The sequence below is a fragment of the Streptococcus sp. 121 genome (assembly GCF_016458205.1).
Classification (GTDB): Bacteria; Bacillota; Bacilli; order Lactobacillales; family Streptococcaceae; genus Streptococcus.
The window spans coordinates 21,455-36,256 of sequence record NZ_JAEMED010000001.1 but is presented as its reverse complement, the minus strand read 5'-3'; the positions used below and the strand labels follow the sequence as shown (position 1 = coordinate 36,256).

Here is a 14,802-nt window from a genome sequence, read left to right as displayed (position 1 = left end):
ACCTCCAAAAAAAGACGCTTAAAGAACCAGGAACCAATAGAACCCTAGTCTTTAAGCGTCATTGCTTGTATTCTTCCACTTCTTTGTAGAAAAAATGTTTATTCATGAAATAATATACTTGTCCGTGTTCCATTTGAACCTGATTGTACATCCAATCTTCCAGACAATTTATCTTGGACAAAACGTTCGACTAAGACCAGGCCAAGATGACCTTGGGAATAGCGACGCCTCGTATTGTAACCGCTACCATTGTCGGTTATCAATACTCTAATGATACCATCTTTTCTTGTAAGATGCAAGCCTACAGTTGCATTTTTCTTCTTAACATGAAAAGCGTGTTTGAATGAATTTTGTAGGATTTCATTCGCAATCAGAGCCAAGGCTGTAGCCCGACTCGCATCTAATTCACAGTCCGCATCAACTTGACTCTGGACCTGAATAAAATCTTGGCCAAAGGAGCGACGAACAGTTGTCAAAACTTGTTCCAAAAGAGGAGCTAATGGAAGTTTCTGTCCTTTCTTATGACTGAGTAAGTCATGAATGCTGGCCACTGAAAGAATACGATGGACGCTTTCTTCCAAGGCCTCCTTAACATCCTTCTTATCTGTCTGATAGGCTTGCAGTCTAAGGAGCGAAACCAAGGTTTGAAGATTATTTTTAACCCGATGGTTCATCTCCCTTACTAAAACCTTTTGTTCCTGTAGCTCCCGCTCCAAGTTGCGAATTTCCGTTACATCTCGACATTCCATTAGCAAGTATCCGTTTGTCAATAGTTGCCGTTTTAGCTGGAAAAAATAACCGCCATAGGGCACCCGTACTTGGTCAATTTCATTTTTTTCGAGTCGAGCCCTTGCTAGGGCTTCTTGATAAGACAGGGTATCCAGAACCAAATTATCATAGTGCATACCTTCTAATTGATCTCGATAACCTAATCGACCTGCATATAATTCCCTAGCCTTGGCATTAGCATAAACCAAGGTTCCTTGAGGATCAAACACAAAAATTTGATTATCCAGTTGTTCCAGAAAGTTAGCCGGTAAATCATGCTCCCAATCAAGAACTGGCTTTTCTGTTGGTGAGATAGAAGAAGAAAGAGACGGTGGTGCCATTTCAATGATCAACGTTCCAACCACTTCTTTTTCCCATACTAAAGGAAAGACTGTCTGGTAAATCACGGCTCCTTCTTGAGACATAGCCGTCAAACCGACTGAGGCTAAGCCAGTTTCTAAGGTTCGAATAACCCCAGGTTCATCTCGTAAATCTGCAACATCCCCCACAACATCCTCTCGATAAAGACTCAGTTGCTTTTGTGGACGTTTATGGTAAATGACCAAGGCTTGATTGGGTTGTGCCAAGCTACGAACGTCAATAAAAACGTCCTGATGAGAATAGGTGTCACCTGCTTCCAGTTGGCTTGCCTGTTCCACAAGATATTCGATAGCCATTGGACTTAAATCTGTTTGCTGGGAACAGAGCTCCCGTATTTTTTCTTTATAGTTCATCATGTAACAAGAGTAATTTTGCGATTTCAATCATAGGAACCCTTTTTTGCATACTTATGGAACGAATTTGTTTAAAGGCTTCTGGCTCTGTCAGATTTTCTTTATACATCAGCATTCCTTTGGCTTTTTCAATGATAATCCGATCCTCAATTTTTTTACTGAGTTTATCCGTTTCATCTTTCAAAGCATAGGTCTCTCTTCCTTTTTCCAAACAAACTTCAATCATAGGAATCAGCGATTTGGCATCTAAAGGCTTAATTAAATAGGCACTAGTTCCATATTGCTTGGCTTTTTGAATGTATTGATCGTCGCTAAAACCAGAAAGTAACATAACACTATAGGCCAAGCGGTCATCAAGAATTTTTTTACTGGCTGTTAAACCATCTAATAAAGGGAGTTGGATATCCATCAAGACGAGGTCAGGATGAAATTTTTGACACACTTCTATAGCCTCAAAGCCGTCTTTGGCTTCGGCTACAACTTGGTAATCTCCAGATTCTAAGATATGACGAATATCTAAACGAACAATGGGGTCATCATCGACGATTACGATTTTACTTTTCATGTTTTCCACTCACTTACTACTAGGTCTTGGTAACGGTTGTTCCAGAAAATCCTAGGATTAGATGTAATCCATCCAGTACAGCTGCAAGGGCCGTTTCTACAGAAGCTACATCTCCCGTCATCACTACAGAACCGCTAAAACGATCGACAAACCCAATTTCAACACCGGCAGCTTTCGTTGCTAAATCAACAGCGATAATAGCAGCTTCGCTGGGGGTAATCGTTAAAATGCCAATAGCACCCCGATCTTTTGCTTGGAGACCTAGTTTTTCAAAAATAACGGGATCGGGATTCGCAATCAAATGGGCTAGGGTGACTTGCTTACCAGGAACATATTCCTGAATCATCCTTTGTTTTTCTGTCATCTCTTCTCCTTATTTTATTATACTGATATTTTATCATTTTGCCAAATTATTCTCTATAACTAGTAGATAGAATAGTAGCTAAATCCGATACCGAAGGCTGACGAGGATTTGTCACTGTGCAGGGATCTTTTAAAGCAGACTCAGCAATGGATTCTTTTTCCCTTTCAAATGACGGCTGATCAATCCCGTAAGCTGCTAAAGTTTCAGGCAAGTCCAGTTTCCGTTGTAACTGTCTCAGCTTATCCAGTAATTGCTTCACACCTTGAGCTGGATTTGGGGCTGAACAACCCAGAATGCGAGCAAGTTGCTGGTAACGCTTTGCCACCTCTAGTTGTTGATTCCCAATCCTTGCACCTTCTAAACCTGCATTATAGGCGATAACCTTCGGTAAAAGGATGCTATTCATGCGACCATGTGGAATATGGAAGACAGCACCAGATGCATGTGACAAACTATGGACAATCCCTAACGAAGTAGTATTAAAAGCCATGCCCGCCATGGTTGAAGCAATGTGCATCTTTTCACGAGCTTCCATATCTTGCCCATTCCGGTAGGCTTTGGGGAGGTACTCAAACACTAATTGAACTGTTTTTTCAACCAGAGCATCAGAAAAATCAGTGGCCTGTGTCGAAACATAAGCCTCCAAAACATGGGTTAGAACATCTATACCAGTATCTGCAGTAATCTGCCGCGGCAAACTGCGTACCAAATTGGCATCCAGAATGGCAAGGTCAGGAAGTAATTCACGGTCCACAATTGGATACTTCCGTCCCAAGTCAGCATCTGTAATCACCGAAAAATCTGTCACTTCAGATCCTGTTCCACTAGTTGTTGGAATAGCAATCAAGGTAACTTCTTGGAACCCTCCCTCTTTCTTACCAAAGTAATAAATGGCTTTCGCAGCATCCAAGGCAGAACCACCACCGATCGCTAAAATAATGTCGATCGTTTGCTCCTGGCTAGACTGAATCCCAGCTACAATCACTTCAATAGGGGGGTCGGGACAAACTTCCGTAAAAATAGTTACTCGATTCGAAGAATCCAGGTGGTTTTTCACATACTCCAACTGCCCCGTCTTTTCTAAAAAAGGATCCGCGACCATCAAAATCCCCTGATTTTGAAAGCTTCTTAATTCCTCTAACGCATTGGTTCCAATTACCAGTTCTGTTTTGTAATGAATCCTATACATAGTTTCTCCTTTTGTACAAAAATAAGCCGCACGAAAAGACTAAACATCACCGTTGTCGCCTCTTCTGCAGCTTCATTGCTTGATTGGTTTCTATGTACACCATTGTACTTCACAAATAGTTTAGCACAAAAACGCTTACAAAACAAGAATATGAAATGACTGTTTTCAAATATGAACTTTTTTTGGAATCGCTTTCCTTTCCCCTTGCTTTTTTCTCATAAAAAAGGTACACTTAAGTCAGAAGAAATTGATAATGTACTCTTAGACTCATGGAAGTTTGGTGTAAATCCAACACGGTCCCGCCACTGTGATAAGCCTAGCTTTAAGTCAGATCTTTGAATCTAAGTTTTAGTAGAAGTCGGGTTTCGATGTAAAGCTTCGGCCTCATGAATAAGATTCATTTTCATTCTACGATTAGTACCATTCATTTCTTGGACTTTGTCCAACTGCTTATAGCAGTTCAAGGCTTTTGGAAGCTCATACTAATCGAGGATGCTTAGTGAATGACTACAATGGCGTAGCCAAGCTTTCAGAAAACAAAACAAGAGGTCGCCAAGCGACCTCTTTTCCTATGCTTTTTTGGACCAACGTTCCACATCTTCCTTTGTAATGGCATGAAAAACCTTACTTCCGCGTTCATAAGGAATGTCTTTTACTCCCATTTGGTAATTGACAAAACGAGCAAGGGCAAAAAAGTAATCGGATAAGCGGTTTACAAAAATCAACACCTCTTGGTTAATATCCGTAGACCACATAGCTGCTACAATATGACGTTCTGCTCGACGGGCAATCGTCCGAGCGACATGTAAGGAAGCAGCCAGTGGATGGCCACCCGGTAGAATAAAGGTTTCTAAATCAGGGGGGATGGGGGCATAAAGGTCAATTTTTGACTCAATCCAATCCACAAGACTTTGGTCCACTTTATATGGATAAACACCCTGTGGGGTCGATAAATCAGATCCACAATCAAACAAATAATGCTGCAGCTCCAATAATTCTTCACGGAGCACATCCTCCTGACTCAGATCACACATCAAGTAACCAATCCAAGAATTCAATTCATCAATCGTCCCATACGCCTGCACCCGTTCCGAATCTTTGGCAACACTTTGCCCACCTACTAATTTTGTAAGGCCCTTATCACCTGTTTTTGTATATAATTGCATCCTATTCCTCCTGTAAAAATTCTAAAAGGTCCGTTAAACCGCGATCGTCTACTGCTGAAAGTTCAAAAACTCTTTGGCACCCCGCCTCGTGGAGCTGACGATGGGCCCAGTCCATAGCTTGCCCCTCTTCACTCAGATCCATTTTGGTAATCAGGCCGATCATCTCCTTGGTAAATAAATTGGAAAAACCTTGTGGGAAAAACTGTTCTTCCTTGCTAGCATCCAGCATCAAGCCAATCACATCCGCCTGCATTGCTGTTACATTTAAAGCATTATAATACTGTCGGTGTTGAAGAAATTCGCCCGGTGTATCAATAATATCTTCATGATATTGAACCACCTGAGTTTTTTGGTAATCCAAGTCTAAGCCATGCAGGCGTTGGGTTAAACTCGTTTTCCCCACACCAACTGGCCCGATAAACATTATTTTTTTCATCGTTTACTCCTAAAAAAGGCAAAGGGAACCCGTTCCAAATTGTATCGCTTCATCGCGATTGGAATCAGGCCCCTTTGCCTTGGTTTATTCTATGTAAGCAATTTCATTTTACGCTAATAACTGCTAGAAATCAAGTCCTTTTATTTTAATTGTTCAAATTTAAGGTGCACACTGATGCGGTCTTCATAGCCATTTCGCTCTAAATCCCGCTGCAATCGGTAGGAAATATAATGCTCAGCAATGTTAATGTAACCTGCATCTAAAAGACGATTTTCAACCATGGACTGAATCATACTAATCGTTGCTTTTTCAACCTTGGCTTCTTCCAAATCCATAACCACTTTCTTGGTTACCTGTGCTAAATTTTGCCGCAAAGAGTCGTCCAAGACAAAAACAGATTGGGCTGCTTTTAAGATAGCCTGGTAGATTTTCTCTGGGTTAAATTCGGTTACTTGTCCATCACGTTTAATGACTTGCATATGATTCCTCCATTTCCTTACAAAAAATCCCTCACTCAAAAAGAGGAGGGATCCGAAAGGCACTTCCGTGTGATGAGCCGGTTCACACAACTCATCAAGGTCCGCTCCTGCGATATGACCTCCTCTGCTTCAATGTGCAACGTTACCGTTACAAATCGACTCATCGCATGGTTTCATTCTAGCAAATTGAAACCGTTTTGTCAACTTTCTAGAAAAGACCGAAAACGTTACCGTCCTCATCCAAGCCCATTTTCAATGCTGCTGGCTGCTTAGGTAGGCCTGGCATCGTTAAGACACTTCCAGCCAAGGCCACGATAAATCCTGCACCGTGACGGACCTGAAATTCACGGATGGTAATTCGGAAGTCTTGAGGTCGTCCTCCTAGGCTTGGATCATCTGATAGGGAATAAGGTGTTTTAGCCATGCAAATAGGGAAGTGATCCCAGCCCTGAAGCTGGAATTCCTTCAGTTGCTTGACCGCTTTAGGAGCTAGGTCCACACCTTGTGCTCCATAAGCCTTTTGAACTAACGATTCAATTTTTTCCATAAAACTTCCCTGACGGTCGTAATAAGGGGTAAAGCTCCTTTCTTCTGACAAGTAAGGTAAAAGGACTTCAACCAACTCTTGGCCTCCTTGAGGCCCTTTTTCCCAAACTTCTGTGAGGGCAAGAGGGATGGAGGCTTCTAGGCAAAGGCGCCTCATTAGATCCAACTCTGCATTGGTATCTCCAGAGAAGCGATTGAGAGCAACAACAACAGGTTTCCTAGTTGAGGCCAGCGTCTGAACGTGATGCTGGAGATTGGCAAATCCTGCTTTCAGGGCTGGCAAATCTTCCTGGGTCAATTTCTGTTTAGATAGACCACCATGCATCTTAAGGGCCCGAATGGTAGCAACAACCACAATCGCATCTGGAGCCTTCCGTAGATGGGGAACCTTGATGTCTAAGAATTTTTCAGCCCCTAAATCAGCTCCAAATCCAGCTTCTGTTACAGTAATATCCGCCAAAGACAGGGCAGTTTCCGTAGCCACCACCGAATTACATCCGTGGGCAATATTGGCGAAAGGACCTCCATGAACCAGAGCTGGAGTGCCATAAATGGTTTGGACCAAATTTGGCTTTAAAGCGTCCTTTAGCAAAAGGGTTAAAGCCCCTTCAACCCCCAAATCCTTCACAAAGACAGGACTCCCGTCTCGTTTATAACCAATTAAAATATTGGCTAATCGCTGTTCCAAATCTTGAAGATCACGCGCCAAACAAAGAATGGCCATCATCTCACTGGCAACGGTAATGTCAAAGCCATCTTCTCTTGGCTGGCCATTGATAGGACCTCCCAGTCCAATCACAATCTGACGCAAGCTCCGATCATTGATATCTAGGACACGCTTCCAAACAATGCGACTTGGATCCAAGTCTAAGTCATTCCCCTGATGAAGGTGGTTATCAATCAGAGCTGATAAGGTATTATGGGCAGAAGTCAAGGCATGCATATCCCCCGTGAAATGGAGGTTAATATCCTCCATGGGTAATACTTGAGCGTATCCCCCACCCGCTGCTCCTCCTTTCAAGCCCATGACTGGACCGAGGGACGGCTCTCGGAGTGCAATCATGGTTTTATGACCAGCAGCTGTCAGGCTATCTGCCAGTCCAATGGTTACAGTTGATTTCCCTTCTCCAGCTGGAGTCGGATTGATGGCTGTCACCAGTATCAATTTACCAGCCTTTTCTTTTTTCAAACGGGAAAGTGTTTCATAGGAAATTTTTCCCTTATAGGGACCATATTGTTCAATTGATTGAGTCTCTAAACCTAGGCTAGCTGCAATCTCTGTGATCGGTTTCAAGAAACTTTCTTGTGCAATTTGAATATCCGTTTTCATGAGCAATCCTCCTCTTCACTCCTCATTATACAGTAAAAGGTGTATAATGAGCATATGAAAATTTTAATCACATCCGGCGGAACGAGCGAGCCTATCGATCAGGTTCGGGCCATTACCAATCAATCGACTGGTCGCCTAGGGGCTCAGATTGCCCAAGCTTTTTTGGAAGCTGGTTTTTCAGTAACGTTACTAACAACGCAAAACGCTGTCAAGCCTTCAGCACATCCAAAGCTCCAGCAAATTCTTATTCAAACAACCAAGGACCTAGAAGGAGCCCTTCAAGACCAGGTTCCACGGCATCAGGTTCTTATTCATAGCATGGCTGTTTCAGACTATCGTCCTCTGCAGATGGTCCCTTTGGAAAAAATTCAAGAAGCAGCTAATCTTCAACGTTTTTTGGAGTCAGACCAAAAAGAGGGAAAACATTCATCCGAAGCTAACCATCAAGTGATTTTCTTGGAGAAAACGCCTAAACTCATTCAAACAGTAAAGGACTGGAATCCCGACCTACGCTTGATCGGTTTCAAACTACTGGTTTCTGTCAATCCAGAGGAACTGATTTCTGTGGCACGGGCCTCCTTGGAGAAAAACCGAGCCGACTTGATTGTCGCCAACGATCTTTCCCAGATTGACCAAGACCAGCACCCAGCCTTTTTAGTGGGGCCTGATTCCATTGAGCAAGCCAAAACCAAGCAAGAAATCGCTCAGAAACTACTTGATTTCATACTTAACAACATTCAAAATCAGAACACTTGACGAATTTTAAAAAAAATGACGAGAAAGCCAATGAAGTTCGTTTAACTGGTCTGGGAGACCTGTTGAATATTATCGATAAGGCGTGCAAGGCACGCACTCAAAAAGTTCATCGAAGAGGCTTGACAATGTTTGATTTTGAAAGTCAATGAAAATTATAGTCTTTTAGTTTACTTTTAGTACAAGGAAACAAGTCGTAGACAGTACTGAAGTACGGCAAGACGAGTTAACACAGTAACAAAAGATAAACTAAAAGAATATATTAGAAAGGATTCCTAACCATGGCCACCATAACTCTAGCCGTGACCGGCAGCATCTCCGCCTATAAAGCCGCTGATTTAGTTAGTCAATTAGGCAAATATGGTCACCAGGTTCATGTGCTGATGACTGAATCTGCACAAGCCTTTATCACTCCCCTAACCCTGCAAGTTCTTTCCAAAAATCGTGTCCATTTGGACACCATGGAGGAACCAGATCCAGCCAAGGTCAATCATATTCAGTTAGCTAAGGAAACGGACCTATTCCTTGTTGCACCTGCTTCAGCCAATACTCTGGCTAAATTAGCCAATGGTCTTGCAGATAACATTGTAACGGCTACTGCCCTAGCTTTGCCGACTTCGACTCCAAAATTGCTGGCTCCGGCTATGAACACCAATATGTATCTGCATCCGGCAACCCAAAAGAACCTCGAGACCTTACGTGACTACGGTTATCAACTTGTCTCACCTCGGGAATCTATTCTAGCCTGTGGAGATCGCGGTGTCGGTGCTCTGGCCGAAATTCCAGCTATTTTAGAAAGTGTAAAGGAGATTCTTGACCTTGCGTAGATCAAATACAACTGCCGTTCTCGCCATTTTCCTAGCTGCCATGCTGGTGATTCAATGGCTCAGCGGGCTTATCTTCAGTATCCTACCCTTTGTCATCCGCCCGACCTTGATTCATATCCCTGTCATTATCGGTTCCATTCGCTATGGTCCTAAAACCGGAATGATTCTTGGATTTTTTATGGGCCTTATCTCCATGATCAACAATACCCTCTTTATTCAACCCACAAGTTATCTCTTTACCCCTTTTGTTGAGAATGGAAGCTGGGCATCTTTGATGATTGCTTTTGTCCCTCGCATCCTGATTGGTCTCTTCCCTTCCTTTATCTATCGCTGGATTCCCAACCGTTTGGGATTGGGGCTAGCGGGTGTTCTTGGTTCCTTAACCAATACCTTCTTTGTACTTTCAGGAATTTTCTTGCTATTTCCGTCAATTTACCAAGGGAACTTGCAAACTTTCTTAGCCGCCATTCTCACAACCAACTCTTTAGCGGAAATGGCACTAGCAGGATTTATCACAGCAGCTGCTTTTCCTATTTTGAAAAAAAATTAAAAAAGTGCTATAATGTAAGCGATTCCGAATATAACAAAAGGAGATTATAGTATGACCTATTTAGAATCTTACCAAAACTGGCTTGAACAAGAAAACCTTCCAGCTTACCTCCGCGAAGAATTGGAAGCTATGGATGACAAGCAAAAAGAAGATGCCTTTTATACCAATCTAGAGTTCGGTACTGCGGGTATGCGTGGTATTATCGGAGCTGGTACGAACCGCATCAATATCTTTGTTGTGCGTCAGGCAACAGAAGGTTTAGCTCGTCTGATTGAAAGCAAAGGGGAAGAATTCAAGGCGCGTGGTGTAGCCATTGCCTATGATAGCCGTCACTTCTCTCCTGAGTTTGCGATGGAATCTGCCGCTGTTCTGGCCCAGCATGGCATCAAATCTTATGTTTTTGAAAGCCTTCGTCCAACTCCGGAATTGTCCTTCGCAGTTCGCCACCTCAACGCCTTTGCGGGTATCATGATCACCGCATCACACAACCCTGCACCTTTCAACGGTTACAAGGTATATGGAGAAGATGGTGGACAAATGCCACCAGCAGATGCAGATGCCCTGACCGATTTCATCCGTGAAATCTCAGATCCGTTTAGCATTGAAGTTGCAGATGCAGAAGCTGCTCAAGAAAGCAATCTCATTGAAATTATTGGGGAAGCAGTCGATGCAGAATACCTCAAGGAAGTTCAAACAGTTACCATCAATCCTAAATTGATTGAAGAGTATGGTAAAGACATGAAGATAGTCTATACCCCACTTCACGGAACTGGTGAAATGTTGGCTCGTCGGGCCCTTGCCCAAGCAGGATTTGATTCCGTACAATTAGTTGAAAGCCAGCTAACAGCTGACCCAGACTTCTCTACTGTTAAATCTCCAAACCCTGAAAGTCAAGCAGCCTTTGCCCTGGCGGAAGAATTGGGACGTGAAGTGGGTGCGGATGTATTGATTGCAACAGACCCAGATGCAGACCGTCTTGGTGTTGAAGTCTTGCAAGCGGACGGTTCCTATAAAAACCTTTCTGGTAACCAAATCGGTGCCCTCATCGCTAAATATATCTTGGAAGCGCACAAATCTGCTGGCACCCTTCCAAGCAATGCCGCCTTGGCTAAATCCATTGTGTCCACAGACTTGGTGACAAAAATTGCCGAAAGCTATGGCGCTACCATGTTCAATGTCTTGACCGGATTCAAATTTATTGCTGAAAAGATTCAAGAATTTGAAGATACTGGTAGCCACACCTACCTCTTTGGATTTGAAGAAAGCTTCGGTTACCTCATCAAACCGTTTGTTCGTGATAAAGATGCCATTCAAGCTGTTCTCATCGTAGCTGAAATCGCTGCCTACTTCCGTTCCCGTGGCTTAACCCTAGCAGATGGAATCGAAGAAATCTACAAAGAATACGGCTACTATGCTGAGAAAACAATCTCTGTTACCCTTTCTGGTGTCGACGGAGCTGCTCACATTAAAGCCATCATGGGTAAATTCCGTGAACAAGCTCCAAACAGCTTCAACCAAAGCCCAGTTGTTCTAACCGAAGACTTCAAAGAATTAACCGCAATAGATGCACAAGGTCAAGTTACTGCTCTTACAACACCTCCAAGTGATGTTCTCAAATATACCTTGGAAGACGGATCTTGGATTGCAGTTCGCCCTTCAGGTACCGAACCAAAAATTAAATTCTACCTAGCAGTCGTTGGCCAATCCAATGAAGACGCTGAAGCAAAAATCACTGCTATTGAAGCTGAGATTAACGCTTTTATTAAATAAGCTTAAAAGCCCTAGAGTGTTTACACTCCAAGGGCTTTTTCTTGCTTACATGACGTAAGAATATCTCTAATTTTACAGCAGCTCGTTTTTTATAGTCTTTTAGTTTGCTTTTAGTATAAGGCAGCGAGTCGCAGGCAGTACTAAAGTACGGCAAGACGAGCTAACACAGTAATAAAAGATAAACTAAAAAAGTATATAGTAACATAGAGGACATTTTCATAGTCGATTCACTTAAGAGATTATCACTTTCGAATGATCTATTTCCGTAAAATTCAAAAAAAACAGAATTGACGATTTTAATCTTTTCTTGTATAGTAGGGAACGGAGGGAAATATGAAACCAAATATAACTGTTAAAGAGCTTCGTCATCGAGCGGAAATGCCGATGATTGTCTTATGTATCGTACTGACTATCCTTGCTTGGATAGCTGTATTCGTGAGTGTTTTTGTCCTAGAATCACCACTGGAAGATTGGGCCGTGCCTATTTTAATTGGTGCGCTATCCCCATTTTTAGCGGTCATTGTCATTTTCAGACACCATTATTGGAAAGAAATTACCAATGGTGTTGAAATTACTGAAAAGCAATTTCCTGAAATCTACCAAGTCTATGTTGGATTAGCAAAAGAAATGGGCTTTGGAAATGGAAAAGGTGTCATGGCAGAAATTCCGCGTCTTTACCTTAAAAATGGTGACGGAACCTTGAATGCTTTTGCATCCAAATGCCAACTTCACAAAGGCTACGTAGTCCTTTATTCTGATTTAATGGACATCGCTTATAAAGAAAATGATTTTGAAGGCATTGCCTTTATTCTTGCACATGAACTTGGACATATCAAATGTGGGCACGTCTCTGCTTGGCGGACTATTCTTCAACCTGTAGCTAAAATGCTCTTCTTAGAGAAATCTCTCACACGTGCCCAAGAATGGACAGCTGACCGATGTGGTTACTACTATGCACCTGAAGGTAAGCGTTCCATGATGGTTCTCTCAGCGGGTAAAAATCTGTATTCAAAAGTGGATTTTGATGAGTTCATCCGATCAGTCGATAATCATAAAGACGGATTCTGGCTCAAATACTCCAATTTCATGGCTGACCATGCCGTGGGTTTCCGTCGTATCCAAGCAATTAAGGAAACAGAAGAAAAAGGTTGGGATGTTCACGGGAAAATGCTATAGTCTTTTAGTTTGCTTTTAGTACAAGGCAGCGAGTCGCAGGCAGTACTAAAGTACGGCAAGACGAGCTAACTCAGTAATAAAAGATAAACTAAAAGAGTATATAAGAAAAAGAGTTTCAAATCCACAGTTAATGTGGACTTGGAACCCTTTTTATGTTGCTTTGAGATTGCTTTCGACTATTTCCCAAATTTTTTGCTGAGGTCTCGCAAAGGGATAGGAACTGAAATCCTCTGCAGAAACCCAGAGGCTACCTTCCGGTACGTCTGGATTCCCTCGCACGTGACCTAGCAGGATGTCAACATGCCATTTGCGGTGGCTAAAGACATGTTTTACTTGTGGCAAAGTGATCTCTTCCCAGTCAATAGCGAAAGGATAATCAGCCTCCAGTCTTGTACGTGCATCTAAAACGTCATTTCCTTCAGATACGGGATTGAATAAGTTCAATTCTTGTTCTTCTTCTACTTCCAACAAGGGGAAATGCCAAAAACCTGCCAAAAGTTTACTATGGTCATTTTTTTCAAGAAGAAATTTTCCCTCTTGATTTTGTAGAACAAAGGCCTTCAAATAAATGGAAATTGGTTTTTTCTTGGGTGCTTTAATAGGATATTTGTCCATGGTTCCATGTTTGTAGGCTGCTGAAAATTCTTTAACAGGACTGTCTTCTGGTCTTGGATTAACTGGTGCTTCAATATCTGATCCCAAATCCATCAAAGCTTGATTAAAATCACCAGGTCTTTTAGGGTCAATCAAAACCTCCATCATAACCTGAAAAACCTTCCGATTACTTGGATTTCCAATGTCCAAATCAACTTCAAAAAGCCGCGCCAACACTCGCATAACATTACCATCCACAGCAGGTTCCGGTAAGTTAAAAGCGATACTTGCTATGGCACCTGCAGTATAGGGACCAATCCCTTTTAGTTTGCGAATCTCTTCAATAGTCTCAGGGAATTTTCCGTGATAGTCCTCAACCATGGTTTGAGCTGCAATCTGCATATTTCGAACGCGGGAGTAATAGCCTAAACCTTCCCAAGTTTTTAACAGAAGCTCTTCTTCCGCAGCAGCTAAATCTTGGATAGTTGGAAAAGTCTTCAAGAAGCGATGAAAATAAGGGATAACAGTATCGACACGAGTTTGTTGCAACATAATTTCCGAAACCCAGATGCGATAAGGGTCTATATTTTCCCTCCAGGGCAAATCTCTTTTTTCTTGGTCATACCAAGTCAGCAAGGCCAACCGAAAGGCCTGAATTTTCTCTTCAGGCCACATTTCGATTCCATATTTTTTAAAATTAATCATATTGCTAAATCAAATTTCAATTGTGGTTGAACTGGATCATAACCGACCAATTCAAAATCTTCAATCCTAATATCATAAAAATTCGTTCCATCTGGGACATTCAAAACTAAGCGTGGAGTCTGTTCAGGGGCCGTACGACGCAGTAGCTCTTCTGCTTGTTCAAACTGATTATCATAAATATGCAGGTTGTTGACAAAGTAAAAGAATTTACCGACCTTCCAACCAAAATGCTTGGCAATCATCATTTGCAAGGCAACATACTGCATGGCATTAATATGATGGGCCACCAGCATATCATTGGAACGCTGTGTTAAAGTAGCATCCAAATAGAGATCTTCCCCTACCCGACGAACATCAAACATGGTTTGAAAAGCACAAGGTAAAAGACCTTCTGTCTGGTCAAAAGCCTGGTAATCCCATAGCGAAATGACATTCCGGCGATTCCAAGGGTTTTCTGCTAGCTGTTCTAAGATACGGTCTATTATTCGGTGCTCTTTTACAACAGCCCCATATCGCTGCCCGATTGTCCCGGTATCCCCAACTTCCCAATCATTCCAGTAGCGAACGCCATATTTTTCATTTAAAAGGTCTAGATTATTGGATTGATCTTGGTAAATCCATAAAATCTCTTTAATCGCTGATTTAATTGGAATTGGTCGGAGACTGGTAATGGGAAAATCCCCCTTAGCTAAATCATATTCAGCAAAGGAACCAGTGATGTATTTTGAATGGGCAGTTCGTCCATCCTTGTACTGAGGCCTAGCCAGTTCGCTCATCACACCTTCATCTAAGATTTTCCGAATATTGCTTTTAAAAATTTTGTCTGCGCGTGTCATTGCCTATTTCCTTT

15 protein-coding genes and 1 riboswitch are annotated in these 14,802 nt (G+C 42.3%); of the genes, 5 read left to right on the top strand and 10 right to left on the bottom strand.

Translation table 11 applies throughout. The features are described from left to right. Nucleotides 1-98: 98 nt before the first annotated feature. The 8 genes from JEQ21_RS00185 to JEQ21_RS00150 form a co-directional block, all read right to left on the bottom strand. Complete coding sequence (locus JEQ21_RS00185) at nucleotides 99-1,502, bottom strand: sensor histidine kinase (RefSeq protein WP_199363477.1); 1,404 nt, start codon at nucleotides 1,500-1,502, stop codon at nucleotides 99-101. Next, nucleotides 1,492-2,067, bottom strand: coding sequence for an ANTAR domain-containing response regulator (locus JEQ21_RS00180; protein ID WP_196966682.1), 576 nt, complete (start codon nucleotides 2,065-2,067; stop codon nucleotides 1,492-1,494). The genes JEQ21_RS00185 and JEQ21_RS00180 overlap by 11 nt, the downstream gene beginning before the upstream one ends. A 19-nt stretch (nucleotides 2,068-2,086) precedes the next feature. Then, nucleotides 2,087-2,431 carry a BMC domain-containing protein gene (locus JEQ21_RS00175; RefSeq protein WP_196091105.1) on the bottom strand — a complete coding sequence of 115 codons (345 nt, stop codon included), beginning with the start codon at nucleotides 2,429-2,431 and terminating at the stop codon, nucleotides 2,087-2,089. Between the two features lie 46 nt (nucleotides 2,432-2,477). Then, on the bottom strand, nucleotides 2,478-3,620 hold the full coding sequence (locus JEQ21_RS00170; RefSeq protein WP_199363476.1) for a 1-propanol dehydrogenase PduQ: 1,143 nt from the start codon (nucleotides 3,618-3,620) through the stop codon (nucleotides 2,478-2,480). A gap of 245 nt (nucleotides 3,621-3,865) precedes the next feature. After that, nucleotides 3,866-4,009, top strand: a riboswitch (adenosylcobalamin (AdoCbl) riboswitch). Between the two features lie 180 nt (nucleotides 4,010-4,189). Then, complete coding sequence (locus tag JEQ21_RS00165; RefSeq protein WP_196966684.1) at nucleotides 4,190-4,786, bottom strand: cob(I)yrinic acid a,c-diamide adenosyltransferase; 597 nt, start codon at nucleotides 4,784-4,786, stop codon at nucleotides 4,190-4,192. A 1-nt stretch (nucleotide 4,787) separates the two neighbouring features. Further along, a complete protein-coding gene (locus JEQ21_RS00160; RefSeq protein WP_196966685.1) occupies nucleotides 4,788-5,222 on the bottom strand; it encodes a EutP/PduV family microcompartment system protein in 435 nt (144 codons plus the stop codon). Nucleotides 5,223-5,362: 140 nt separating this feature from the next. Then, on the bottom strand, nucleotides 5,363-5,701 hold the full coding sequence (locus JEQ21_RS00155; protein WP_196091109.1) for an ATP cone domain-containing protein: 339 nt from the start codon (nucleotides 5,699-5,701) through the stop codon (nucleotides 5,363-5,365). A gap of 208 nt (nucleotides 5,702-5,909) precedes the next feature. Then, nucleotides 5,910-7,577, bottom strand: a complete 1,668-nt coding sequence (locus JEQ21_RS00150) for a formate--tetrahydrofolate ligase (protein WP_199363475.1) — start codon at nucleotides 7,575-7,577, stop codon at nucleotides 5,910-5,912. 54 nt (nucleotides 7,578-7,631) lie between these two features. Between JEQ21_RS00150 and JEQ21_RS00145 the strand changes: the two genes are divergently transcribed. The 5 genes from JEQ21_RS00145 to JEQ21_RS00125 all read left to right on the top strand — a co-directional run bounded on the left by JEQ21_RS00145 (nucleotide 7,632) and on the right by JEQ21_RS00125 (nucleotide 12,653). Next, on the top strand, nucleotides 7,632-8,333 hold the full coding sequence (locus tag JEQ21_RS00145; protein WP_199363474.1) for a phosphopantothenate--cysteine ligase: 702 nt from the start codon (nucleotides 7,632-7,634) through the stop codon (nucleotides 8,331-8,333). Between the two features lie 278 nt (nucleotides 8,334-8,611). Next, nucleotides 8,612-9,157, top strand: a complete 546-nt coding sequence (coaC, locus tag JEQ21_RS00140; RefSeq protein WP_199363473.1) for a phosphopantothenoylcysteine decarboxylase — start codon at nucleotides 8,612-8,614, stop codon at nucleotides 9,155-9,157. After that, complete coding sequence (locus JEQ21_RS00135) at nucleotides 9,150-9,707, top strand: ECF transporter S component (protein ID WP_199363472.1); 558 nt, start codon at nucleotides 9,150-9,152, stop codon at nucleotides 9,705-9,707. Before coaC ends, JEQ21_RS00135 begins: the two co-directional genes overlap by 8 nt. 51 nt (nucleotides 9,708-9,758) lie before the next feature. Then, nucleotides 9,759-11,477, top strand: coding sequence for a phospho-sugar mutase (locus JEQ21_RS00130; RefSeq protein ID WP_199363471.1), 1,719 nt, complete (start codon nucleotides 9,759-9,761; stop codon nucleotides 11,475-11,477). A gap of 333 nt (nucleotides 11,478-11,810) precedes the next feature. Then, nucleotides 11,811-12,653, top strand: coding sequence for a M48 family metallopeptidase (locus JEQ21_RS00125; RefSeq protein WP_233340654.1), 843 nt, complete (start codon nucleotides 11,811-11,813; stop codon nucleotides 12,651-12,653). Nucleotides 12,654-12,803: 150 nt separating this feature from the next. Here JEQ21_RS00125 and mutY read toward each other — a convergent pair whose 3' ends face one another. Beyond that, nucleotides 12,804-13,952 (bottom strand): A/G-specific adenine glycosylase, encoded by a 1,149-nt coding sequence (gene mutY, locus JEQ21_RS00120; protein WP_199363470.1) that lies wholly within the window; start codon nucleotides 13,950-13,952, stop codon nucleotides 12,804-12,806. Continuing rightward, nucleotides 13,949-14,788 carry a thymidylate synthase gene (locus JEQ21_RS00115; protein WP_196091116.1) on the bottom strand — a complete coding sequence of 280 codons (840 nt, stop codon included), beginning with the start codon at nucleotides 14,786-14,788 and terminating at the stop codon, nucleotides 13,949-13,951. The genes mutY and JEQ21_RS00115 overlap by 4 nt, the downstream gene beginning before the upstream one ends. Nucleotides 14,789-14,802 lie beyond the last annotated feature (14 nt).